Genomic DNA, 21,646 nt, shown 5'->3' on the forward strand with positions numbered 1-21,646 from the left:
GAGTGAGGCGACTTCTCTAGAGCGCGTTGGTTAGCGGGCCAACCCCAGAGGCGCCCGCTTTGCCCTAGATCGGAACGATGTCCCTGCCCGCTTCCTCGTCTTCGAGGCGACGGCGCTTCTCGATCAGCTTCACGCACAAGATCGAGATCTCGTAGAGCAGGATGATCGGCACGGCGAGCATGGTCTGGCTGATCGGATCGGGCGGGGTCACCACAGCGGCGACCACGAACACGCCGACGATGGCGTAGCGGCGGCCAGAGGCCAGGGCCTTGGACGACACGATGCCCGCCATGCCCAGCAGGGTCAGGACCACCGGCAATTGGAAGCACAGGCCAAAGGCCAGCAGCAGAGTGGTGACGAGGCTGAGATAGTCCGAGACCTTGGGCAGCAGTTGCACCGACACCTGGGCGTCGACGATCTGTTGCGACAGCGAGAACCACAGCACGAACGGCAAGATCACATAGTAGACCAGCGCCGCGCCCATCAGGAACAGGGTCGGCGACGCCAGCAGGAACGGCACGAAGGCGTTGCGCTCGCGCTTATAGAGGCCAGGCGCCACGAACCCGTAGACCTGCCAGGCCAGCACCGGGAAGGTCAGGACCACGGCCCCGAAGCCCGCCAGCTTTAGCTTGGTGAAGAAGAACTCCAGCGGCGCGGTGAACACCAGGTTCAGCTTGTCGGCGTTCGGCGCGGCCGGGACCTCCTTGATGCCGACCAGCGCCAGGAACAGATCGCGCGTGCCGCTCAGGAACTTGAGGACGTCCACGCCCTGCGCCGGCTGGGCGTGATTGGCGTTCTCGACGGCCAGCAGCTGCGCGGCGATCGCGAAGGGATGCAGCAGGAAAATGTAGATCTGCTTGGAGAAGGCGAAGCAGATGGCGAACCCGATCGCCATGGCCAGCACGCAGATGATCAGCCGCGAGCGCAGCTCGACAAGGTGGTCCAGCAACGGGGCGCGGGACGCCTCGATCTCGGCGTCGTCGTAATCGTGGGGCTCGCTCACGCCTTGGCTCCGGCCTTGGCGGTTTTGGCGGCGGTCTTGGCCGGCGCTTTGGTCGCGGTCTTCGGCTTGGCGGCAGGCGCCTTGGCCTTGGCGGGGGCCTTGGCCGCCGGCGCGTCGGTTTTCGGCTTGGGCGCGCGCCGGGCGCGGGGCTTGGCCTCTTCGACGATGGGCGCGGCTTCGACCGAGCTCTCGTACTGATGGCTCATCGGCGGGTGGAACTGAACGTTCGTGCCCTCCAGGCTGTCGCCAATTTCCTTGAACACCTGGTCGACCTGGGCCTTGGAGGCGTCCATGGCCGCGCTCTCGGCGATATTGCCGCGGCGCATGGCCTCGACCTCCTTGCGCAGCTCATCGAGCTCCGACTGGCGGGCCATTTCATCGAAACTGGCGCGGAATTCGTTGGCCATGCCCCGCAGCTTGGCCGTGAACTGGCCAAGTTTACGCAACATCACCGGTAGATCCTTGGGACCTACGACGATCAGCGCGACCGCAGCGATGACCAGAAGTTCAAGGCCGCCGACCTCGGGAAGCATTCAGGGATAGCCTAGACGTAAGAGCCCGCGCCGACAGTGATCGGCGCGGGCGAAACCTTAGGGAAAACGGCTAGATCAGCCGCGAGCTTCGTCTTTTTCGCGCTCGGTCTTGGGCAGCGGCTTGGAGGTGTCGGCGACGGTGTCGGTGTCGTCCTTCAGGCCGTCCTTGAAGGCGCGGATGCCCTTGGCGGCGTCGCCCATGATGCCCGACAGTTTACCGCGGCCGCCGAACATCAGCGCCACAACCACGAGAACAATCAGCCAATGCCAAATCGAAAATGAGCCCATAAGGCCAAACTCCCTAACGTCGGCGGTCGACCTCGACCGCACGCCCGCCCCTGTTCGCTACCGAATATAGTCGTTCGCGCGGCAAAGCGCCAACGTGTCCTAACGTCCCGGATCGTCTTCGCCCAGGAAGTCTGTGTGAAATTCCGGCGCCTCGCCCTCTTCCAGTGGATCTTCTTCCAGCATTCCCAAGCCGAGCGGGTTCGGCACGGAGAAATCCGCCGGCAAATCGAGGCTGAGCAGACCCGCGGCCTTCATGTCGGCCGCCCCCGGCAGATCCCCGAGATTCGCCAGGCCATAGTGTTCCAGGAAGGCGTCAGTGGTGCCGTAGGTGACCGGACGGCCCGGCGTGCGGCGGCGCCCACGCATCCGCACCAGGCCGAGCTCCAACAGCACGTCCAGGGTCCCGCGGCTGGCCTGCACCCCCCGCACGGACTCGATCTCGGCCCGTGTCACCGGTTGGTGGTAGGCGATGATGGCCAGGGTTTCCTGGGCCGCCTTCGACAGGCGTCTTGGCTCCTCCCGCTCCTCGGTCATCAGGAAGGCGAGATCCTCGGCGGTCTGGAAACGCCAGCGCCCGCCGATGCAGGCCAGCTCGATCCCGCGGCCGGCATAGGTGGTCTGCAGCGCGGCCAGGGCGGCTTTGACGTCGGCGCCAGCCGGCAGCCGCTTGGCCAGGTCCTCAAGACTGAGCGGACCGGCCGCGGCGAACAGCAGCGCCTCGACCTGGCGTTCAGCGGCCTGCGTCACGCCCGCACCTCAGCGCGAGCCCGCAGATAGACGTCGGCGAAGGCTTCGAGTTGGCGCGCTTCGAGCGCGCCCTCCTTCACCAGCTCAAGGCTGGCCGACAGGGTCGAGGCGACATAGGAGGCCTGGCTTGGCCCCTCCCCCGGCGGTTTCAGCGGCGCGATGCCGGCCAGCGGCGTCCAGCGGCCAAGATCGGGCAGCATGTGGCGCAGGCGATCGCGCGCGTCCTCCAGCGGATAGGCCTGGGGCGCACGCGGGGTGTAGTGGCGGCCCTGTTCCTTGCGGCGTTGGTCGATATAGGCGCTCATCAGGCCGTAGAGGTCGCCCTCCAGCCGGGTCGACGGGATCACCTTGATCGCTTCGGGATCGCCGCGAACGAAGACGTCGCGGCCAAGTTGCGGGCCATCCCTTAGGGCGTCGGCCGCGCCGCGCATGGCGTCGAGCTTGGCCAGGCGGAAGGCGAGTTGGGCGGCCATTTCCTCGGCCGGCGGCTCTTCGGCCTTGGGCCGTTCGGGCTTGGGCAGCAGCAGGCGGGACTTTAGGTAGGCCAGCCAGGCCGCCATCACCAGATAGTCGGCCGCCAGCGAGAAGCGGACGCGGCGCGCCTGCTGGACGAAGGCGAGATACTGCTCGGCGAGCTTGGTCACCGAGAGCTTGAGCAGATCGACCTTCTGGCTGCGCGCCAGGGCCAGCAGGACGTGGAGCGGACCTTCGTAGCCGTCGATATCGATGACGAGGGCTTCGCCATCTTCGGCCGCGGTGTTGGCGGCCTCGAAATCGAGAGTTGGCTGGAAGGTGCTCAAGCCGCCCATTTCCCTTCGAACGCCGCGTCGAACCGGGCGCGGGCCTCATCGACATCGAACGGCTCGGGAACCTTGGCGATCCGCCCCAGCGCCGCCTTGGCGCGGCGCGCGGCCTGGCCCGACAGCGCCTTGGTTCCGGCGATCACCGCCTTCATCTCGGCCATGTCGCCATTGCAGTGCAGGACCACGTCGCAGCCCGCCGCCAGCGACAGCCGAGCGCGATCGGCGAACTCGCCGCCCAGGGCCTTCATGGAAAGATCGTCGCTCATCACCAGGCCGTCGAAGCCGATGGCGCCGCGAATGACCTCGCGCATGGCCTTCTTCGATGTCGTGGCCGGGCGCTTGGGGTCGATAGCCGTGTAGACGACGTGGGCGGTCATCGCCATCGGCATGTCCGACAGCACTCGGAACGGCGCGAAGTCCCAGGCGTCCAGCTCATCATAGCTGGTGTCCACCACCGGCAGGTCCAGGTGACTGTCGGCCATGGCCCGGCCGTGGCCGGGAATGTGCTTGATGACCGGCAGCACGCCGCCGGCGATCATCCCCTCGCAGGCCGCGCGGCCCAGCAGGGCGACGCCCTCGGGGGTCTTGGCGTAGGCGCGGTCGCCGATCACGTCGTGGGCGCCCTCGACCGGCACGTCCAGCACCGGCACGCAGTCGACATTGATGCCCAGGACCGCGAGGTCATGGGCCAGCAGGCGCGCGCCCAGCCGGGTCACTTCACGGCGCAGCAGCGGATCGTTGGCCGACAGCTCGCCATAGGCGCGGCCCGGCGGATACCTGCGCCAGTGCGGCGGGCCCAAGCGTTGAACCCGGCCGCCTTCCTGGTCGATCAGCACCGGCGCGTCGGCCCGGTCGACCGTGGCGCGCAGCTGGTCGACCAGCCGGCGTACCTGGTCCGGAGTCTCGACGTTGCGCTTGAAGAGGATGAACCCCCAAGGCTGGACGTCGCGGAAGAAGGCCTCTTCCTCAGCCGAGAGGGTCAGGCCGGCGCAGCCGAGGATCGAGGCGCTGGTCATCTACTTCACGAAGCAGCTTTTGCCGGCGGCCTTCAGCTGATTGCAGAAGGCGCTGGCGTCGGCGCGGCTGGCGAAGCCGGTGACCTGGGTGCGGTAGAGGGTCGAGCCGTCCTTCTGGATCGCCTCGACGCGCTTGCCCTTGCCGGCCGCCGCGCCGGGCGCGATGCGGGCGGCGTCGTTCCAGCCCTTGTCGGCCAGGGCTTGCGAGGAGAAGGCGCCGATCTGCACGGCGGCGGCGCCGCCGCTCGCCTTGGGCGCGGGCGTCGGGTTCAGGGCGGCGTCGATCGATTTCGGCGCGGGCGTCGCGGCCTTCGGCGGCGGCACGATCTTGGTCACCGGGACGGCGGCGGGCGGCGGCGGCGGAACCGCGGGCTTGAGGCCCGTGGACGCCGTCGGAGCGGCCGGCAGGGCGACGATCGGAGCCGAGGCGACCGGAGCGGTCGGCGCGGCCTTCGGCGGCGGCTGCACGGTCACGGGCGCGGGACGGGCCTGCGGCGTTTCCGGGGGCGCGGTGAAGTTTGGCGAGGCCGGGGCGGCTTCGCCCTGCTCGGATTGATAGATCTGCAGACCTTCGGCCGGGTCGACGGGCTGGGCCTCGGCGGGCGCCGCGCCCTTCATCTCGGTCACCGGCGCGCCGACGGTCAACGGCGGCTGGCCCGCTTCACGGACTCCGGAGCGGTAGAACAGCACAATGGCGATCACCAGGGCGATCAACACGATGGCGCTGAGGATCAGCATGACGGGCGCTGGGCCACCGCCGCGCACCGGCTGGCGCGCGTCGAAGGACAGGGGCGCGTCGGTCGGGGGCGTGTAAGCGCCGCGATCGGGGTCGGACATCGGTGGCTCCGATAAGGAATCGAGCCGCGGCGCGAATCGCGCGCGGTGTTTTGACAATTCTAGCGAAGGGAACCGGGCGACGTACCCAGTCGACGTCTAATTCCAGACGTCGAGGTGGAAAAGTTTCCGATGCTCTTCGATGGCGAACCGATCGGTCATGCCGGCGATGTAGTCGCACACCACCCTGGCCCGGCCGGCTTGGTCGCGATTTTGCGACCGGGCGAACCACTCCGTCGGCAGGACGTCTGGTTCGGCCATGAACAACTGGAACATCTCGGCGAGAATGCGGCGGGCCTGGCTGCGCGTGCGATTGACCCGCCAGTGGCGGTACATCCGGTTCATCAGGAATTCGCGCAGACGCGACAGGTCCTCGACCATCTCGCGCGAGAAGGCCACCAGGGCGTGGTCGAGATTGCGCACGTCCTCGGCCGAGCCGACTTTCGAGGCCAGGGCGCGACGATGGGTCTCGGCCAGAACGTCGTCGACCATGGCGCCGATCATGCGCCGAACCGCCTCTAGCCGCGTGATCACCGGGTCGAGGTCGGGATAGTCCTTGTAGACGCTGGCCAGGATCGGACCGATCAGCGGCACGTCCAGCAGCTCCTCCAGCCGGAACAGGCCGGCCTGAACGCCGTCGTCCACGTCATGGTTGTTGTAGGCGATGTCGTCGGCCAGGGCGGCGACCTGAGCCTCGGCCGAAGCCCAGGTGGAGAGCCCGAGATCGTATTCCTTGTCGAACTCGGAGATGGCCTTCCATGACGGGCGATCGAGCTTCTCGTTCACCGGGCCGTTGTGCTTGATCACCCCTTCCAGGGTTTCCCAGGTGAGGTTCAGGCCTTCCCAGCGCGGATAGCGACGCTCCAGCTTGGTGACGACCCGGAAGGTCTGCACGTTGTGATCGAAGCCGCCGAAGGGCTCCATCTGGATCTGAAGTTCGTCCTCGCCGGCGTGCCCGAACGGCGGATGACCCAGGTCATGGGCCAGGGCGATGGTCTCGGCGAGGTCGGCTTCAAGGCCAAGCGCCGTCGCCAACGAACGCGCCACCTGCGCCACTTCCAGCGAGTGGGTCAGGCGGGTGCGGAAGTGATCGCCTTCGTGGGCGACGAAGACCTGGGTCTTCTCTTTCAACCGTCGGAAGGCCGTGGCGTGGATGATCCGGTCCCGGTCGCGGGCGAACGGCGTGCGCGTGCGGCTCTCGGCTTCAGCGACCTTGCGCCCCAGCGAGAGGGAAGAATCTTCGGCATAGGGCGCGCGAGGCGGAGGGATCATGTGATCTCTGTGTAATGATGCCCCCTTGGACGAAGGGCCTGTCGAACTCATATAGTCCAGGCAGAGGTTTTCCACAGTATGACTACGACCGATCTCACCCTGTCTTCCGCAGCCGCTCAACGGCTGCAGGCTCTCGGCCAAGCCGAGGGCAAGCCAATCATGCTGCGAATCGCGGTGGAGGGCGGCGGCTGCTCAGGGTTCCAGTATCAGCTCGACCTGGTCGACCAGGCCCAGCCCGACGACCTGCGAATCGAGCGCGACGGCGTCGCGGCCCTGGTGGACGAGATGTCGCTGGTGATGCTGAAAGGCTCGGAAATCGACTATGTCGACGAACTGGCCGGCGCGGAGTTCAAGATCCGCAACCCCAACGCCAAGTCCAGCTGCGGCTGCGGCGTGAGCTTCTCGATCTAGGATCGGAAGAAAGGCGGAAGCCCCCGAGGGGACTTCCGCCCTATTCAATCAGCGCGACGGTTCGAGCTTGGTGTTCAGCACCCAGCCCACATTGTCGTTCTCGTCGGAAACTTCCCACCACAGGCCGTTCTTCTGGCCGGTCGGATAGACGATGGAGCCCGGCTGCAGCGTGCGGACCAGGGCGCCCTTGGCGTCGGCGGTGCGGCGCATGTTGACCGGCGCGGTCGCGGTGAAGGTCTTCGAGGGCGCGGCCTGGGCGGCCGGGCCTTGATTCGACACCAGGCCGAGCTCGTTGACCATCTTCGAATAGGCCTGGACGAAGGCCAGGGTCACGATGCGGCCCGTGTCGGTGTCTTCGTAACCGCCGCCGACTGCGCCGCCAAAGCCGCCGAAGCCGCCGGCCCCGCCGCCCGCGCCCCAGCCGATATCGTTCTTCACGGCGTAGCCGTCGGTGACCGCGATGGTCTCGGTGGTGCGCACATTGGTCAGCGACAGCACCGTGTTGGCTTCCAGCTTGCGGGTCTTGATTCCGCCGATCAGGCCGCCAGCCGTGCCGCCGATCAGACCGCCGGCGATCCCCGCCAGGGCCGAGCCGCCGGCGTTGCCGTTCGCAGCCTGGACTTCGGCGACCAGCACATAGTCCGCCGCCTTGACCTGGCCCTGACCGACATTGGAGCCGCGCTGCATGCCCAGCCCCGCGCCGATGTCACGCTCGGTGACGGCCGCGTTCAGGCCCGCGCCCCGGTCCACCAGGTTGAAGCAACCCGACTTCTGCACGATCGAGCGCAGCAGCTTGGCCGGCGGCGCCAGATTGTATTGGTTCCAGCCACGGGGGTCGTCACCGTTGGTGATCGACAGCGTGCCGAGCTTGCGCGTGCAGCGCGGCACATCGGCCATGGCGTTGGCTTGCATCTTCTGGGCGTTCGTCGCCTGGGCCGGGCGGCCCTGCGCAAAAGCCCCGTTCGGCGCCACCGTCATCATCGCCGCGCCGACCAGGGCGAGCTTTGAAATCCGCGACATGATTATCCTCGTGCAACGACAATTGGTCGCAGTTAGCTAGACCATCCTGGCCACGAGGTCACGTTTGTTCGCAGGGCTTGAGCCCGCGCCGCCGGGCCACTAGCGTCCGGGCCGCAAGCTGGAGCCATCGATGCGTATCGCCACCTGGAACGTTAACTCTGTGAACGCGCGGTTGGAGACCGTACTGCGCTGGTTCGAGGAGGCCGCGCCGGATGTCGCCTGCCTGCAAGAGATCAAGTGCGTCGACGAGAAGTTCCCCGCCGAGGCCTTCGAGCGGCTGGGCTACAACGTCGCCGTCCACGGCCAGAAGTCCTACAACGGCGTCGCGATCCTCTCGAAAACGCCGCTGGAGGACGTGCGCAAAGGCTTGCCCGGCGACGACAGCGACGAACAGGCGCGTTACCTGGAGGCGGTGATCAGCGGGCCGACGCCGGTGCGGGTCGCCTCGATCTATCTGCCGAACGGCAATCCGGTCGACACCGAGAAGTTTCCCTACAAGCTGAACTGGATGGCGCGGCTGAACGCCCACGCCCGCGACCTGCTGGCCTATGAGGAGCCGCTGGCCCTGGTCGGCGACTACAATGTGATCCCCGAGCCCCGCGACGCGGCCCATCCGGAGAACTGGGTCGGCGACGCGCTCTTCCAGCCGCAGACCCGCGAGGCGTTCCGCGCCCTGAAATGGCTGGGCCTGACCGAAGCCTTCATGGCCGTGGACGGCGCCCCCGAGAGCTACACCTTCTGGGACTATCAGGCCGGCGCCTGGCAGCGGAACAACGGCATCCGCATCGACCACGCCCTGCTCTCGCCCCAGGCCGCCGACCTGCTGCGCGCCTGCGTGATCCACAAGGACGTTCGCGGCTGGGAAAAGCCCTCCGACCACGTTCCGCTGGTGATCGAACTCGACCTCTAGGGTCCCGCAAGGTTCATTTCCGGTTCAGCCGCGCCGGGCCTATGGCTATGGCGACGCTTCTCAACCGAAAGGTGGTCCCATGCGCGCTCTGATGTTTGTTCCCATAGGCCTGGCGCTCGTCGCCGGCCCTGCCCTCGCCCAGGACAGCGTCGCCAACGCCTCGGCGGCTGGCGGCGCCTCATCGGAAGTCGCCACCCATCTCGCCGCGTCGGGGGTTCAAACCGTCATCGGGATCGCCGCCGTGCCGGCCAGCGTCGTTGGCGCCGGTTCGGTCGTGGGCGGATCGGCCCTCGTCGGCGCGGGCGCTGGCCTGTCGGAAGCGGCCGGCGACAGCGCCGGCTTCGCCTCCGGCCCGCTGAAGATCGACGACAAGGTGGTCGTCTCGCCCGATCCAGCGCCAGCCGTGCCCTTCGACGTCGCCAAGCCCGCCGCCCGATGAACCGTTTCGCCGCCGCCCTGGCCGCCTTGATGATCGTGGGGACCGCCCTGCCCGCCACCGCGCAGGACTCCTCGGCCCGCGCCATCGTCCCGCACTTCACCGCACCGCAGGCGGCGGCCTTCTCCAAACAGGTCGAGCGCGACCTGGCGCAACGCGGCGCCCGAGTGGCGATCGTCTTCCGCGCCGGCCGCATGCGCGATCAGCTGCCTGAGGGCATCGCCTATACGCACGGGGCCTTCTGGGTCTATCGCGACATCCAGACCGCCGACGGCAAGTCCCAGAAGGGCTATGCGGTCTACAATCTCTATGCCGGCGACGGCAAAGCCTGGTCGAAGATCGAGAGTCGGCTGGTCCAGGACTTCCCGCTCGACTTCACGCGCGGCTCGACGGTCAACGACATGGCCGTGATCGTGCCCAGCCCGGAGATGCAGCGGCGCATCCTGGCGGTGATCGACAGCCCGACCTACCAGAAGGTCCATAATCCGGAGTACTCGCTGGTCGCCAACCCGTGGGCGCGCAAGTACCAGAACTGCAACAACTTCATGCTGAACGTGATCGCCGCGGGCGTCTGGAACACCGACAATCCTAACCAGATCACGGCGAACCTGAAGGCCCACTACAAGCCGACCGTGGTCAAGGCCAACGGACTGGTTCGGTTCTTCGGCCCCATCGCCGACCAGCGGCTGCGCACCGACGACCAGGACGCCGTGATCCGCACCGCCACCTACGAGTCGATGGCGGTTTTCATGCGGGAAAACAAGCTCCTGCAGGACGCCTACATCTTCAACTACCAACCTTGAGGCGCTTCTCCTTCCGGTAGAACGACGTTAGCTTGACCGAACGAGGCTGCTGGGAGATCGGCGGATGGGCGCAGTCGAGATGGTCGGGGTGGCCGCGAGCCTCAGCTTCCTGGCGGGTTGGCGGCTCTATGCCTGCGTCGCCGCCGCCGGGCTGGCCATGCGGTTCGGCCTGCTGGAATTGCCCCAACAGATCCAAACCCTGGATGCGCTCGCCAATCCCTGGGTGATCGGGGTCGCGGGCCTGGCCGCCATCGCCGAGCTGGTGGCCGACAAGGTCATGTGGTTCGACAGTCTCTGGGACGGCGCCCACACCTTCATCCGCCCGCTGGGCGGCGCCCTGCTGGCTCTGGCGGTCGTGGACGCCCACGATCCGGCCTGGCAGGTGATCGTCTTCCTGTTGGGCGGCGGCGCGGCCCTGCTCAGCCATGGAGCCAAGGCCAGCGCCCGGGCGGCGGTCAACACCAGCCCTGAACCGATCAGCAATATCGCGGTGAGCACGGTCGAGGACGTGGTCACCGCCGGCGGACTGTGGCTTGCGCTCAGTCAGCCGGCGATCGCCATCGTCGTAGCGCTGGTGCTGCTCGCCTGCGCCATCGGCCTCATCGTCCTGAGCTGGCGTATCCTGACCAAGCTCAGGCGATGGTGGCAGAGCGAATCCTAGCCCTTAAGCTTGCCCAGGATGTCGGCGATGCCGCCGAGCCCACCCAGACCGCCGAGCGCGCCGGCGAGGCCGCCCTGGCCGGCGGCCGGAACCTGTCCGTCCGGCGTCAGGTGATCGATCACCTGGGGCAGCAGTTGCGCCAGAGTGCCGGCCGCCTGCTGCGGATCGACGCCGAGCTTGGCGGCGAAATCGGCCACCATGCCGGACGACAGCACAGATTGAATCTGATCGGCGGAGATCGGCAGGTTCGCCCCGCTCGCGACCCAGGACTTCGCCACTTCGCCGAGGCCGCCCTGTTCAAAGGCGCTCATCAGGCCGCCGATGCCGCCTTCCTGACCGCCCAGGAGATCGGTGATCGCCCCGATCGGGGAACCGCCGCCGCCTTCGCCGCCGCCGAGAATACTGTCGAGTAGACCCATCTTACGCTCCTGAAGCTCGTCTGTTGAAAGCCCGCCCCCGAGGCGCCGAGCACAAGAAGACACCAAGTGCGTGACAGTTCAATCGCTGCGTCTCGTTCCCAGGCTCGCCCTGTGTCTTCTCCACAACCCCGAACAGCGCTAGCCTCGTGTCATGAATGAATGGCCCAGGCTCCTGCTGCTGCTTGCGCTCGCCGGGATCGGGGTAACCGTCCTGGGCAGCGCGGCCATCTGGCTGATGGACGAGGAACGGCGTATCCGCCGCGCCTTGAAACGCGTGCTGAAAGGCGCGCCGGAGGCGGTCATCCTGGCGCCCGGACGCGGCCGCGGCGCGGGGTTCAATTTCTCGACCGGGGCCATGGCGGTGGCCTGGGATTCCGGCGGCTGGCTGCTGCCTTACCGCATCGACGAACTGGTCGGCGCCGAGTTGATCGTCGACGGCCAGATCCTGGCGCGCGTCCATCGCGGCGAACCCCGCAAACCGTTGGACCACGGCGTCGAGCATGCCGCGCGCGTCACCCTGCGCCTGGTCTTCGACGACCCGCACCACCCGGACTTCGACCTGGACCTTTGGCTGGCGGGCGATGAGACCCGTCGACGCACGTCCTCGCCCAGCGACGCGGTGCAGGAAGCCAACCGCTGGCTGGCGCGCGCCGAGGCCGTTCTGCGCCGGCCGATCGCGCCCCACACCCTCACTCGGCCGGCGGCCGCTGAGGACCCGGCCGAACCGGACGACGAGCCGCCGTTCTATCTGGACCAGGACGAGCGGTTCTGAGAGCATTTTCGAGCGAAGTGGATGCCGGTTCGCGTGAAGAAAATGCGTAAAAACAAACTCTAGCCGAGCGCGAAGTCCACGCCGGCCTGCGCATGGACCAGGGCGGTGTCGATCACCGGAAGGGCCAGGTCGGCCGGCGACAGCAGCAGCCCGACCTCAGTGCAGCCGAAGATCACGCAATCGGCCTCGCCCGTCTTGGCGATCATGGCCAGGACCTCGGCCTTGGAGGCCTGCGTGACCACGCCCTGGCACAGCTCGTCATAGATGATGGCGTGCAGCCGCTCGCGGTCAGCCTCGCCCGGGATCATCGCCTCGACGCCCTGGGCGCTGAGCCGGTCGCGGTAGAACGGCTTTTCCATGGTGAACCGCGTCGCCAGCAACAACGGCCGGGAACAACCTGCCGCCTTCACGGCGCCCGCCGTGGCGTCGGCGATGTGGATCAGCGGCACGCTGACCGCCGCCTGCACCTGATCGGCGACCAGGTGCATGGTGTTGGCGCCGATCATGATCGCCTGGGCGCCCGCGCCTTCCAGCCGGGCCGCCGCCTGGGCGAGAACCTCACCCGCCGCCTGCCAGTCGCCATCGGCCTGCATCTGGGCGATGGGCGCGAAGTCCACCGACCACATGAGCAGTTGCATCGAGTGCAGCCCGCCCAACCGCTCGCGCACCATGCGGTTCATGGCCTGGTAGTAGAGCGTGGTGCTCTCGGCGCTCATGCCGCCGAGCAGTCCGACCGTGCGCATGATCCTAGAGATCCGCGTAGATGTGGGTTTCCTCCGCCGCGCCCGGATGGGTCAAGGCGCCCAGGTGGGCCGGGCCCACGATCTGGGCGTACTTCCAGAGCGCGCCGGAGTTGTAGTTGGTCTTGCGCGGCGCCCACTCAGCCTTGCGGCGCGCCAGCTCGGCAGGCTCGACTTCCAGGTCGATGGTCCCGGCGTCAGCGTCGATGGCGATGATGTCGCCGTCCTGCACCAGCGCGATGGGGCCGCCCATCTGGGCCTCGGGACCGACGTGCCCGATGCACAGGCCGCGCGTCCCGCCCGAGAACCGACCATCAGTGACCAGGGCCACCTTGTCGCCGCGCCCCTGGCCCGAGATCGCCGCCGTGGTTGAGAGCATTTCGCGCATGCCCGGACCGCCCCGGGCGCCTTCATAGCGGATCACCAGGACCTCGCCGTCCTGGTAGTCGCCGGCCTCGACCGCGTCGAAACAGGCCTGTTCGCCGTCGAACACCCGCGCCGGGCCGCGATGGCTGCGATGGCTCTCCATGCCCGCCACCTTGACGATGGCGCCGTCAGGGGCGAGCGAGCCCCACAGGCCGACCACGCCGCCGGTGGGCGACAGCGGGTTGGAGACCGGGCGGATCACCACCTGGTCGTCGCGCCACTTCACGTCCTTCAGGTTCTGCGCGATCGTCTTGCCGGTCACGGTCATGCAGTCGCCGTGAATGTAGCCGCCTTCCAGCAGGGTCTTCAGCAGCATCGGCATGCCGCCGGCCTCGCCCATGTCCTTGGCCACGAAGCGGCCGCCGGGCTTCAGGTCGGCGATATAGGGGGTGCGGGCGGCGATCTCGGCGAAGTCGCGCAGAGTAAACTCAATGCCGCACTCGTGGGCCATGGCCGGCAGATGCAGGCCGCCATTGGTGGAGCCGCCGGTGGCCGCGACCACCACGGCGGCGTTCTCGAACGACTTGCGGGTGACGATGTCGCGCGGACGCAGTTGTTCGGCGATCAACCGCACCACCGTCTCGCCCGAGGCCACGGCGTAGGCGTCACGGGTCAGGTAGGGCGCAGGCAGCGAAGCCGAGAGCGGCAGGGCCAGACCGATGGCTTCGGACACGCAGGCCATGGTGTTGGCGGTGAACTGGCCGCCGCAGGCGCCGTCCGACGGACAGGCGTGCTGCTCCAGTGAGCACAGGTCCTCCAGGCTCATCTTGCCAGCCGAGTGCATGCCCACGCCTTCGAACACGTCGACCACGGTCACGTCCCTGCCCTGCCATTGGCCAGGCAGGATCGAGCCGCCGTAGAGGAACACGCTGGGCACGTTCAGCCGCAACATGGCCATCATCATGCCCGGCAGGCTCTTGTCGCAGCCGGCCAGACCGACCAGAGCGTCATAGCCGTGGCCGCGCATGGTCAGTTCGACGCTGTCGGCGATCAGGTCGCGGCTGACCAGCGATGAGCGCATGCCCTCGTGGCCCATGGCGATGCCGTCGGTGACGGTGATGGTGCAGAACTCGCGCGGGGTGGCGCCGGCCTTCTTGACCCCCTCGCTGACCGCGTGCGCCTGGCGCATCAGGGCGGTGTTGCAGGGCGCGGCCTCGTTCCAGCACGACGCCACGCCGACGAACGGCTGGGCGATCTCGCGGCTGCCGAGCCCCATGGCGTAGTAGTAGGACCGGTGCGGCGAGCGCGCCGGTCCCTCCGTCACGTGGCGGCTGGGAAGGTTGGACTTATCCCAGGTTCCGTCTGGCTTCCGGGTCATGATCGCGCCTTCCAATGAAGAAGCGTCCTGCCTATCGGTCATGCCCATGGGCGCCAAGGGCGCGCGAGAACTTAGGCGGCCTTCGCCCCTGCTGCGGGCAGAATGAGACGCCTAAAGCGCCGCCTTCACCGCGCCCACGACCTCGTCGTCCAGCGGTTCGGTGCGCGGACCGAAGGCGCGGATCAGCTTGCCGTCCTTGCCGACCAGGATCTTGTGGAAGTTCCAGACCGGTTCGGCCGGCTCGCCCAGCACGTCCTTGGCCCACTTGTAGAACGGGTGGGCGGTGTCGCCCTTCACATCGGCCTTGGCGGTCAGCGGGAAGTCGATGTTGAACTTGGTCTCGCAGAAATCCTTGATCTCGGCTTCGGTGCCCGGCTCCTGGCCGGCGAACTGGTTGCAGGGCACGCCCAGCACCACCAGACCCTGGTCCTTGTAGTCGGAATAGAGCTTCTCGAGACCCTCGTACTGTGGGGTCAGGCCGCACTGCGAGGCGGTGTTCACCACCAGCATGACCTTGTCCCGATAGGTCTCCAGCGGCAGGGGCGCGCCATCGATGGTGTGGAACTCGAAGTCGTATGCGAACTTGGTCATGGCGTGCTCCACGAGATGGGTGAAACGAGCCTAACCCCGCTAGCCCTGATCCTCTAGTGACTGTTCTACAGCCAAGGCCAGATCGAGCGCCCGGGCCGCCTCCGCCGCGGTCACGATGGGCCGCGGCGCCTCGCCGCGCACCGCCGCCAGGAAGCCCTCGACGCTGGTGGCCAAGGTGTCCTTCACCGCCGGCGTGTCGGCGTAGTCGGGGTTCAGCGGGAAACCGGTGGTGTTGCGGAAATCTCGGCTGATGAAGTCGATCTCCACCTCGCCGGACGGATAGACCAGCTTCATGCTGCGCTTGCGCTCCAGCGCCATGCGCGAGGAATCGAAGATCGCGGTGAAGCCGTCGTCGAAGGTCACCTCGGCGCGGGCCTGGTCCCAGCCGCCGGAGAAGTCGATCGTCCCCTCGCCTTCCACCGCCAGCGGCTGCGCGTTCGACAGCGACAAGGCCAGGTCCAGGTCATGGATCATCAGGTCCAGCACCACCGAGACGTCCAGGCTGCGCTCCGAGGGCGTGCCGTGGCGGATCGATTCCAGCCGCAGCGGCTGCTCGGGGATGTCGAACAGGCCCATGGCCTGGAACACCACCCGCTCCTGGTGGCCGCAAGCGACGATCAGGTTCTGCTTGGCCGCCTCGGCCATGATCTTGTCGGCGTCGGCCAGACTGATGGCGATGGGCTTTTCGATATAGACCGGCTTGCCGGCCCGCAGCGCCGCCAGAGCGCCCTCGACATGGACGCTGGCCGGCGAGGCGACCGTGACCACGTCGCAGGCCTCGAGAAACTCGTCGAGCTTGTGGAACGCCCGGCCGCCCAGCGGCACGGCCAGGGCCGCGGCCCTGTCGGGATGATGGGTGTCGAGCACGGCCGAGAGCACCGCGCCCTTGGCGCCCGCATATTTGCGGGCATGGTGTCCGCCGAAGACGCCGGCGCCGATCACGCCGCCTTTCAGGGGTTCGCCCATAGACTCGCTCCGACAACCTGTTGACGTCGCGCTTTACAGGCGAAGGTCTATCGACGCCACCAGGGGGTTGGGTTTAAACATTCGTTTGAACATCGCTTACGATGTAAGGGAGACGCCCCAATGACCACCTCGCGCGAAGTCCGCCTGAAGAGCCGTCCTGTTGGCCTGCCCGTCGCCGACAATTTCGAAGTCGCCACCGTCACCCTGCCCGCGCCGGGTCCCGGCGAGGTCCAGGTCCGCAACAGCTGGATGACCGTCGATCCCTACATGCGCGGGCGCATGAACGACGTGAAGAGCTACTCCCCGCCCTTCGCGCTCGGCGAAGCGATGCAGGGCGGCGCGGTCGGCGAGGTGATCGCCTCGAACGATCCGGCCTACAATGTCGGCGACCTGGTGCAGTCGAACTACGGCTGGCGCGAAGCCTATAACGCCCAGGCCTCGATGGTGCAGAAGCTGAACACCTTCGGCCTGCCGCCCCAGGCGTTCCTCGGCGTCGCCGGGATGCCGGGCATGACCGCCTATGCCGGCCTGCTGCGGGTCGCGGCGCTGAAGGAGGGCGACGTCGTCTTCGTGTCGGCGGCTTCCGGCGCCGTGGGCTCGGTCGTCTGCCAGATCGCCAAGATCAAGGGCCACAAGGTCATCGGCTCGGCCGGCGGCCCGGAGAAGGTGAAGTTCCTCAAGGAAGAGCTCGGGGTCGACGTGGCCATCGACTACAAGGCCACGCCCAACCTGATGAAGGCCCTGGAAGAGGCCGCGCCGGAAGGCATCGACGTCTATTTCGAGAACGTCGGCGGCGAGCACCTGGAAGCCGCGCTGAACTCGGCCCGTCCGTTCGGCCGCTTCGCGCTGTGCGGCATGATCTCGATGTACAACGCCACCACCCCGCCGCCCGGCCCGCGCAACATCGCCCAGGCGGTCGGCAAGCAGCTGCGGATGGAGGGCTTCATCGTCTCCAGCCACTACGACATGCTGCCGTCCTTCCATAAGGACCTGGCCGAATGGCACGCGGCGGGAAAGATCAAGTGGAAGGAAACCGTGCTCGAGGGGATCGACAAGGCTCCCGAGGCCTTCCTCAAGCTCTTTTCCGGCGAGAACTTCGGCAAGATGCTGGTGAAGCTTAGCTAGCCCCCTCACCCGCTCGTCATCCCCGGGCTTGTCCCGGGGATCCATACCCTCAAGTCGACCCACGCCAACTCTGGCGGCGCGGCGGCTATGGATGGCCGGGACAGGCCCGGCCATGACGAACTCAGGTGTATAGCGCGCTTCCAGCGTTGGCCCGCCGGGAGCGACCGGCTACAAGCCGAGGGTAGTACCTCACCCGGAGTTCGCCGTGTCCCGCCTCTTCAGCGCCTATGTGATCGTCGACTGGAGCGCGGCGGCCAAGCCGTCCACCGGGGCCGACTCCGTCTGGATCGGCGTCCTGAAGCGCGACCTGCGCTTCCGCCTAACCTTCGAGGCGCACAATCCGCCGACCCGCGCCGAGGCCGAGAAGAAGCTCGCCGACATCCTGGACGACTTCAAGAAGCGCGGCGAGCGCGCCCTGGTCGGCGTCGACTTCCCGCTCGGCTTCCCGCGCGGCTTCTCCAAGGCGCTGAACCTGACCGGCGAGCATCCCTGGCGCGCGGTCTGGGACCAGCTGGACAAGATGGTCAAGGACAAGGCCGACAACACCAACAACCGCTTCGGCGTGGGTTCGGAGATCAACCGGCGCATGACCGGCGGTCCCTTCCCGTTCTGGGGCTGCCCGCCGAAAGACGCGCTGACCACCCTGCAGCCCAAGCGCACGCGGGCTCACGGCCCTGACGATCTGCCGGAGTTCCGCCATGCGGATCTGGCGGCCAAGGGCGCGGCCTCGATCTGGAAGCTCTATTACAACGGCTCGGTCGGCGGTCAGGCGATCCTGGGCATTCCCGCCGTCCGCCGCCTGAAGCTGGCGCGCGGCGAGGCGGTGAAGGTCTGGCCGTTCGAGACCGGCTTCAAGGCCCTGACCGAGGCCGACCTGGCCGGCGTCGAGGTGGTCGTCGCCGAGGTCTATCCGTCGCTCTACAAGGCTCAGCCCCAGCCGGGTGAGGTCAAGGACCAGGCCCAGGTCCGCGTCACCGCCGAGCACTTCGCGCGATTGGATGAGACGGGAAAGCTGGGCGGTGCCTTCACGATCGGCAAGACCGCCGCGGCCGACGTCGTTCTAGACGCCGAGACCGAAGAGGGCTGGATCCTGGGCGTCGAGGCCTAGAAAGGCCCGGAAGCAGGCGCCGGCCCTACGCCGTTTCCGCCTGCCCTTGCGGCTCGGCGGCCGGCAGCTTGTCGGCCAACCGGCGGCGACGCTCCACGACCGGCGGGCTGCGCAGGCGTTGCAGATACATCGGCAGCAGCACGCCGCTGACGCCGGCCGCATCGGCCAATATGTCGCCCAGTTGCGCGCCGCGCCCCGTCAGCATCTGGGCCACCTCGACCGCGACGCCGAACATCAGCACCAGGCAGGCCAGGTCGAACGAACGACGCTTAGGGACCGCGGCGATGGTCAGCAGGGTCAGGCCGTAGAAGGCGATGAAGTGCGCCGCCTTATCGACGCTGATCAGATGCTTCTCGACGCCTTTGAACGGCCCGATCATGCCGATCGCACAGACCAGGGTGGCGGCGATCAGCAGAATGCGCGCGAATTTCGGAGTCGGGAAAACCATGCCCCCTTCTCTCAGATCAGCGTGAATCGACCGTTCACCCCGGCGAAAAAAGTCGCCTTCGCCTAGAGCCCGCGGCGCGCCAGCGACCAGAACCGCCAACTCAGCAGGCCTGCCGAGATGAACGAAGCGGTGATCACCGCCCAGACTATGCCGTTCAGGCCAAGGCCCATCGGAATGGCCAGCCACCACGCCAGCGGCATCATCACCAGCACATAGCTGGTCATGTGGGTGAAGGTCGGCAGCCAGACGTCTCCGCGGGCCCGCAGCGCCTGGGCGATCACCACCTGCAACGCGTCGACCAGGAAGAACAGGCACGACAGCACCAGGGCCGCCGAGGCCATGGCGATCACCACCTTGTCGGAGGTGTAGGCCTGGCTGATCAGCCCCGCTGACGGCCAGATGACCAGCGAGATCACCAGGCCGAACACGGCGGTGATCCCAAAGCCGATCAAGCCCGCGCGAACGACGCCGCGCGCGTCGCGCGCGCCGTAGGCGCGGCCGACCATGACGGCGGTCCCGGTCGAGAGCCCCAGCGGAACCATGAAGACCATCGCCGCCACGTTCAGCACCACGGCCCAGGCGGCCACGGTCAGGCCGCCCATCCAGCCGGCGAAGATGTTCATCGAGGCGAAGGCCGCGACTTCGAAGAAGTTCGAGGCCCCCGCCCCGTATCCGATCCGGCGCTGCTCCGCCTCGGCGGGCCGATCACGCTCGGGCTTGGTGAAGACGCCGAGCGCTCGCGATTCCGGCATGCGCAGGATGTAGATCAGCATCGCGATGGCCAGGAACGTCCGCGCGCCGGTGGTCGCCCAGGCTCCGCCAACGGCTCCCAGCGGCGGAATACCCAGGTGCCCGGGCACCAACAACAGCAGCAAGGCCAGGTTCACCCCGTTGGCCAGCCACATCATCACCGCGCCCGGCTTGGGTTTGCCTAGGCCCTCCAGCCAGAAGCTGGCGGAGACGCTGATCGCGTAGCCGGGCAGCGACAGGGCGAAGATCAGCATGGCGCGTGACGCGCCGTCGGCCAGATCCTTGTCCAGGCCGATCACATGCAGGAAGGCCGGTCCGGCGATAAGCGTGATCGCCAGCGAGATCACGCCGATCCAGAAGCTGTAGGCCAAGCCGCGACGCAGGACCGCGCCGGTCAGTTCGCGGCGTCCCTGTCCGATCCGCCGGGCGGTCATCACCTGCACGCCGGTCAGCAGGCCGACCGCCATCGTCACGACGACGCTGGTCGGAGCCCAGGCGAGCGCGTGATAGCCGAGCTGCGTCGCCGAGTAGCGGCCCACCACGATGGCGTCGGACAAGCCCATGGTCATGATGCCCAGGCGCGAGATCACGACCGGCCACGAGAGCTTCCAAAGCTCCGCGGTCTGCGCGCGCACGACATCGATTTCACGCCCGTCCGAAGGGAGGGTCGCCCCGGCCTGTTCGGCCATGATCTCACCAATTTTCAAAGAGGCGCGGAACCTGGAGGTTCGCAGCCTCGACCGCAAGGGCGGTCCTTGGCGGACCGCCGCATTTTTAGGCGCCGGTCACCTGAACAGCACAGCCTGCGGATGACGGACGGCGTAGGCCGCCCGTCTCAGAGCGCCTTCAGACGGCGGCGCGAAGCGCTGCGCTGACTCGCTCTTCCTTGAGCTTTTCAGCCACCAGGAAGGCCAGCTCCAGCGCCTGTTCGCCATTCAGGCGCGGGTCGCAGTGGGTATGGTAGCGGTCGGCCAGATCGCCTTCGGTCAGGGCCCGGGCGCCGCCCAGGCACTCGGTGACGTTCTGACCGGTCATCTCCAGGTGCACCCCGCCCGGATGCACGCCCTCGGCCTTGGCGATCTCGACGAAGCTCTTCACCTCGGAAAGGATCCGGTCGAAGGGCCGCGTCTTGTAGCCGTTGGCGGCGGTGAGCGTGTTGCCGTGCATCGGGTCGATGGCCCAGACCACCGAACGTCCGGACTTCTTGGTCGCCTGCAACAGACGCGGCAGACGATCAGCGATCTTGTCGTGGCCAAAGCGGCCATAGAGCGTCAAGCGGCCAGGCTCGTTGTTCGGGTTCAGCACATCGATCAGACGCAGCAGATCGTCCGGCTCCATGGTCGGTCCGACCTTCACCCCGATCGGATTGCGGATGCCGCGGAAGTACTCGATGTGCGCGCCGTCCAACTGACGGGTGCGCTCGCCGATCCAGACCAGGTGCGCGGAGGTGTCGTACCATTCGCCCGAGGTGGAATCGACGCGGGTCATCGCTTCCTCGAAGCCCAGCAGCAGGGCCTCGTGGCTGGTGAAGAACTCGACGCGATGCAGGTCGGGTTGGCTCTCCGGGGTCACGCCGATGGCGGCCATGAAGGTCAGGGCTTCGCTGATCTTCTCCGACAGTTCGCGGTACTTCGCGCCTTGCGGGCTGTCGGCCACGAAGCCGAGCGTCCAGCGGTGGATGTTGTAGAGGTCGGCATAGCCGCCGCCGGCGAAGGCGCGCAGCAGGTTCAGCGTCGAGGCCGACTGGCCATAGGCCTGCAGCAGGCGCTGAGGGTCAGGCGTACGTCCCGCCGCCTCGAACTCCATGCTGTTGATGTTGTCGCCGCGATAGGACGGCAGCTCGACGCCGTCGATGGTCTCGACCGGCGAGGAACGCGGCTTGGCGAACTGGCCGGCCATCCGGCCCACCTTCACCACCGGCTTGCCGCCGGCGAAGGTCAGCACCACCGCCATCTGCAGGATCAAGCGGAAGGTGTCGCGGATGTTGTCGGCGTGGAATTCCTTGAAGCTCTCGGCGCAGTCGCCGCCCTGCAGCAGGAAAGCGCGGCCCTCGGCCACGTCGCCCAGCAGGCTCTTCAGACGCCGCGCCTCGCCGGCGAACACCAGCGGCGGCATGCCCCGAAGAGTCTGCTCAACCCGGGTCAGCTCCGCCAGATCCGGATAATCCGTCGGCAGGTGCTTGGCGGGCTTCGTCCTCCAGGAGGCGGGCGTCCAATGCTCGGTCATGACTCAACTCCGCGCCCGCG

General features: G+C 67.5%; 25 protein-coding genes. 8 read left to right on the forward strand and 17 right to left on the reverse strand.

Annotation, left to right across the window (positions count from 1 at the left end):
* Positions 1–64 precede the first annotated feature (64 nt).
* From tatC to ASE02_RS21190, 8 genes are all read right to left on the reverse strand, one after another.
* Entirely contained in the window at positions 65–1,003 is a 939-nt protein-coding gene (gene tatC, locus ASE02_RS21155) for a twin-arginine translocase subunit TatC (RefSeq protein ID WP_056737130.1), read from the reverse strand.
* Complete coding sequence (gene tatB, locus ASE02_RS23435) at positions 1,000–1,536, reverse strand: Sec-independent protein translocase protein TatB (protein ID WP_056737132.1); 537 nt, start codon at positions 1,534–1,536, stop codon at positions 1,000–1,002. The genes tatC and tatB overlap by 4 nt, the downstream gene beginning before the upstream one ends.
* A 75-nt stretch (positions 1,537–1,611) precedes the next feature.
* Positions 1,612–1,824 carry a twin-arginine translocase TatA/TatE family subunit gene (locus ASE02_RS21165; protein WP_056737134.1) on the reverse strand — a complete coding sequence of 71 codons (213 nt, stop codon included), beginning with the start codon at positions 1,822–1,824 and terminating at the stop codon, positions 1,612–1,614.
* 99 nt (positions 1,825–1,923) lie between these two features.
* Entirely contained in the window at positions 1,924–2,571 is a 648-nt protein-coding gene (gene scpB, locus ASE02_RS21170) for an SMC-Scp complex subunit ScpB (RefSeq protein ID WP_056737136.1), read from the reverse strand.
* Positions 2,568–3,371 carry a ScpA family protein gene (locus ASE02_RS21175; protein ID WP_056737435.1) on the reverse strand — a complete coding sequence of 268 codons (804 nt, stop codon included), beginning with the start codon at positions 3,369–3,371 and terminating at the stop codon, positions 2,568–2,570. The genes scpB and ASE02_RS21175 overlap by 4 nt, the downstream gene beginning before the upstream one ends.
* Positions 3,368–4,390: a beta-N-acetylhexosaminidase gene (nagZ, locus tag ASE02_RS21180; protein WP_056737138.1), complete on the reverse strand. Its 1,023-nt coding sequence runs from the start codon at positions 4,388–4,390 to the stop codon at positions 3,368–3,370. The genes ASE02_RS21175 and nagZ overlap by 4 nt, the downstream gene beginning before the upstream one ends.
* Entirely contained in the window at positions 4,391–5,227 is an 837-nt protein-coding gene (locus tag ASE02_RS21185) for an SPOR domain-containing protein (RefSeq protein WP_056737145.1), read from the reverse strand.
* Between the two features lie 96 nt (positions 5,228–5,323).
* Positions 5,324–6,496, reverse strand: a complete 1,173-nt coding sequence (locus ASE02_RS21190) for a deoxyguanosinetriphosphate triphosphohydrolase (protein ID WP_056737147.1) — start codon at positions 6,494–6,496, stop codon at positions 5,324–5,326.
* A gap of 78 nt (positions 6,497–6,574) precedes the next feature.
* Here ASE02_RS21190 and erpA point away from each other — a divergent pair, with 78 nt between their 5' ends.
* On the forward strand, positions 6,575–6,907 hold the full coding sequence (gene erpA, locus ASE02_RS21195; protein WP_056737149.1) for an iron-sulfur cluster insertion protein ErpA: 333 nt from the start codon (positions 6,575–6,577) through the stop codon (positions 6,905–6,907).
* Positions 6,908–6,955: 48 nt separating this feature from the next.
* Here the strand turns inward: erpA and ASE02_RS21200 are convergent, their stop codons facing one another.
* A complete protein-coding gene (locus tag ASE02_RS21200) occupies positions 6,956–7,927 on the reverse strand; it encodes an SH3 domain-containing protein (RefSeq protein ID WP_056737150.1) in 972 nt (323 codons plus the stop codon).
* A gap of 130 nt (positions 7,928–8,057) precedes the next feature.
* Between ASE02_RS21200 and xth the strand changes: the two genes are divergently transcribed.
* The 4 genes from xth to ASE02_RS21220 all read left to right on the forward strand — a co-directional run bounded on the left by xth (position 8,058) and on the right by ASE02_RS21220 (position 10,737).
* The gene (gene xth, locus ASE02_RS21205) at positions 8,058–8,837 is read left to right on the forward strand and encodes an exodeoxyribonuclease III (protein WP_056737152.1); all 780 of its coding nucleotides are present in this window, start codon (positions 8,058–8,060) and stop codon (positions 8,835–8,837) included.
* Positions 8,838–8,916: 79 nt separating this feature from the next.
* Positions 8,917–9,276 (forward strand): hypothetical protein, encoded by a 360-nt coding sequence (locus ASE02_RS21210; RefSeq protein WP_056737154.1) that lies wholly within the window; start codon positions 8,917–8,919, stop codon positions 9,274–9,276.
* Entirely contained in the window at positions 9,273–10,076 is an 804-nt protein-coding gene (locus tag ASE02_RS21215) for a DUF2145 domain-containing protein (protein WP_056737156.1), read from the forward strand. Before ASE02_RS21210 ends, ASE02_RS21215 begins: the two co-directional genes overlap by 4 nt.
* 64 nt (positions 10,077–10,140) lie before the next feature.
* Positions 10,141–10,737: a DUF4126 domain-containing protein gene (locus ASE02_RS21220; RefSeq protein ID WP_056737158.1), complete on the forward strand. Its 597-nt coding sequence runs from the start codon at positions 10,141–10,143 to the stop codon at positions 10,735–10,737.
* Here the strand turns inward: ASE02_RS21220 and ASE02_RS21225 are convergent.
* A complete protein-coding gene (locus tag ASE02_RS21225) occupies positions 10,734–11,156 on the reverse strand; it encodes a YidB family protein (protein ID WP_056737160.1) in 423 nt (140 codons plus the stop codon). The genes ASE02_RS21220 and ASE02_RS21225 overlap by 4 nt on opposite strands.
* A gap of 151 nt (positions 11,157–11,307) precedes the next feature.
* Between ASE02_RS21225 and ASE02_RS21230 the strand changes: the two genes are divergently transcribed.
* The gene (locus ASE02_RS21230; protein ID WP_056737162.1) at positions 11,308–11,928 is read left to right on the forward strand and encodes a hypothetical protein; all 621 of its coding nucleotides are present in this window, start codon (positions 11,308–11,310) and stop codon (positions 11,926–11,928) included.
* 59 nt (positions 11,929–11,987) lie between these two features.
* On the opposite strand, the gene ASE02_RS21235 is transcribed toward ASE02_RS21230, so the two are convergent.
* From ASE02_RS21235 to ASE02_RS21250, 4 genes are all read right to left on the reverse strand, one after another.
* A complete protein-coding gene (locus ASE02_RS21235) occupies positions 11,988–12,671 on the reverse strand; it encodes an aspartate/glutamate racemase family protein (RefSeq protein ID WP_056737164.1) in 684 nt (227 codons plus the stop codon).
* A 4-nt stretch (positions 12,672–12,675) separates the two neighbouring features.
* Positions 12,676–14,412: a dihydroxy-acid dehydratase gene (gene ilvD, locus ASE02_RS21240; protein ID WP_056737436.1), complete on the reverse strand. Its 1,737-nt coding sequence runs from the start codon at positions 14,410–14,412 to the stop codon at positions 12,676–12,678.
* Between the two features lie 111 nt (positions 14,413–14,523).
* The gene (locus ASE02_RS21245) at positions 14,524–15,003 is read right to left on the reverse strand and encodes a glutathione peroxidase (RefSeq protein WP_056737166.1); all 480 of its coding nucleotides are present in this window, start codon (positions 15,001–15,003) and stop codon (positions 14,524–14,526) included.
* Between the two features lie 39 nt (positions 15,004–15,042).
* Positions 15,043–15,969 carry a Gfo/Idh/MocA family protein gene (locus tag ASE02_RS21250; RefSeq protein WP_056737168.1) on the reverse strand — a complete coding sequence of 309 codons (927 nt, stop codon included), beginning with the start codon at positions 15,967–15,969 and terminating at the stop codon, positions 15,043–15,045.
* Positions 15,970–16,089: 120 nt separating this feature from the next.
* Here ASE02_RS21250 and ASE02_RS21255 point away from each other — a divergent pair, with 120 nt between their 5' ends.
* Both ASE02_RS21255 and ASE02_RS21260 read left to right on the forward strand, forming a co-directional pair.
* Complete coding sequence (locus ASE02_RS21255) at positions 16,090–17,094, forward strand: NADP-dependent oxidoreductase (protein WP_056737170.1); 1,005 nt, start codon at positions 16,090–16,092, stop codon at positions 17,092–17,094.
* Positions 17,095–17,299: 205 nt separating this feature from the next.
* Complete coding sequence (locus ASE02_RS21260) at positions 17,300–18,202, forward strand: hypothetical protein (protein ID WP_056737171.1); 903 nt, start codon at positions 17,300–17,302, stop codon at positions 18,200–18,202.
* A gap of 25 nt (positions 18,203–18,227) precedes the next feature.
* On the opposite strand, the gene ASE02_RS21265 is transcribed toward ASE02_RS21260, so the two are convergent.
* The 3 genes from ASE02_RS21265 to ASE02_RS21275 form a co-directional block, all read right to left on the reverse strand.
* On the reverse strand, positions 18,228–18,650 hold the full coding sequence (locus ASE02_RS21265) for a VanZ family protein (protein WP_056737173.1): 423 nt from the start codon (positions 18,648–18,650) through the stop codon (positions 18,228–18,230).
* Between the two features lie 62 nt (positions 18,651–18,712).
* Positions 18,713–20,107 carry an MATE family efflux transporter gene (locus ASE02_RS21270; RefSeq protein ID WP_369818604.1) on the reverse strand — a complete coding sequence of 465 codons (1,395 nt, stop codon included), beginning with the start codon at positions 20,105–20,107 and terminating at the stop codon, positions 18,713–18,715.
* 139 nt (positions 20,108–20,246) lie between these two features.
* Complete coding sequence (locus ASE02_RS21275) at positions 20,247–21,626, reverse strand: class II 3-deoxy-7-phosphoheptulonate synthase (RefSeq protein WP_056737177.1); 1,380 nt, start codon at positions 21,624–21,626, stop codon at positions 20,247–20,249.
* Between the last annotated feature and the right edge of the window lie 20 nt (positions 21,627–21,646).

The sequence above is a fragment of the Phenylobacterium sp. Root700 genome, from assembly GCF_001429025.1.
GTDB lineage: Bacteria > Pseudomonadota > Alphaproteobacteria > Caulobacterales > Caulobacteraceae > Phenylobacterium.

Excerpts from the sequence above, each read along its gene's own strand:
- ASE02_RS21230 (WP_056737162.1), top strand. The coding sequence starts at position 11,308 with ATGAATGAATGGCCCAGGCTCCTGCTGCTGCTTGCGCTCGCCGGGATC.
- erpA (WP_056737149.1), top strand. The coding sequence starts at position 6,575 with ATGACTACGACCGATCTCACCCTGTCTTCCGCAGCCGCTCAACGGCTG.
- ASE02_RS21265 (WP_056737173.1), bottom strand. The coding sequence starts at position 18,650 with ATGGTTTTCCCGACTCCGAAATTCGCGCGCATTCTGCTGATCGCCGCC.
- ASE02_RS21200 (WP_056737150.1), bottom strand. The coding sequence starts at position 7,927 with ATGTCGCGGATTTCAAAGCTCGCCCTGGTCGGCGCGGCGATGATGACG.
- ASE02_RS21245 (WP_056737166.1), bottom strand. The coding sequence starts at position 15,003 with ATGACCAAGTTCGCATACGACTTCGAGTTCCACACCATCGATGGCGCG.
- ASE02_RS21185 (WP_056737145.1), bottom strand. The coding sequence starts at position 5,227 with ATGTCCGACCCCGATCGCGGCGCTTACACGCCCCCGACCGACGCGCCC.
- ilvD (WP_056737436.1), bottom strand. The coding sequence starts at position 14,412 with ATGACCCGGAAGCCAGACGGAACCTGGGATAAGTCCAACCTTCCCAGC.
- tatB (WP_056737132.1), bottom strand. The coding sequence starts at position 1,536 with ATGCTTCCCGAGGTCGGCGGCCTTGAACTTCTGGTCATCGCTGCGGTC.
- ASE02_RS21255 (WP_056737170.1), top strand. The coding sequence starts at position 16,090 with ATGACCACCTCGCGCGAAGTCCGCCTGAAGAGCCGTCCTGTTGGCCTG.
- ASE02_RS21220 (WP_056737158.1), top strand. The coding sequence starts at position 10,141 with ATGGGCGCAGTCGAGATGGTCGGGGTGGCCGCGAGCCTCAGCTTCCTG.
- ASE02_RS21165 (WP_056737134.1), bottom strand. The coding sequence starts at position 1,824 with ATGGGCTCATTTTCGATTTGGCATTGGCTGATTGTTCTCGTGGTTGTG.
- ASE02_RS21215 (WP_056737156.1), top strand. The coding sequence starts at position 9,273 with ATGAACCGTTTCGCCGCCGCCCTGGCCGCCTTGATGATCGTGGGGACC.
- ASE02_RS21225 (WP_056737160.1), bottom strand. The coding sequence starts at position 11,156 with ATGGGTCTACTCGACAGTATTCTCGGCGGCGGCGAAGGCGGCGGCGGT.
- ASE02_RS21190 (WP_056737147.1), bottom strand. The coding sequence starts at position 6,496 with ATGATCCCTCCGCCTCGCGCGCCCTATGCCGAAGATTCTTCCCTCTCG.
- ASE02_RS21275 (WP_056737177.1), bottom strand. The coding sequence starts at position 21,626 with ATGACCGAGCATTGGACGCCCGCCTCCTGGAGGACGAAGCCCGCCAAG.
- ASE02_RS21235 (WP_056737164.1), bottom strand. The coding sequence starts at position 12,671 with ATGCGCACGGTCGGACTGCTCGGCGGCATGAGCGCCGAGAGCACCACG.
- xth (WP_056737152.1), top strand. The coding sequence starts at position 8,058 with ATGCGTATCGCCACCTGGAACGTTAACTCTGTGAACGCGCGGTTGGAG.
- ASE02_RS21210 (WP_056737154.1), top strand. The coding sequence starts at position 8,917 with ATGCGCGCTCTGATGTTTGTTCCCATAGGCCTGGCGCTCGTCGCCGGC.
- ASE02_RS21250 (WP_056737168.1), bottom strand. The coding sequence starts at position 15,969 with ATGGGCGAACCCCTGAAAGGCGGCGTGATCGGCGCCGGCGTCTTCGGC.
- nagZ (WP_056737138.1), bottom strand. The coding sequence starts at position 4,390 with ATGACCAGCGCCTCGATCCTCGGCTGCGCCGGCCTGACCCTCTCGGCT.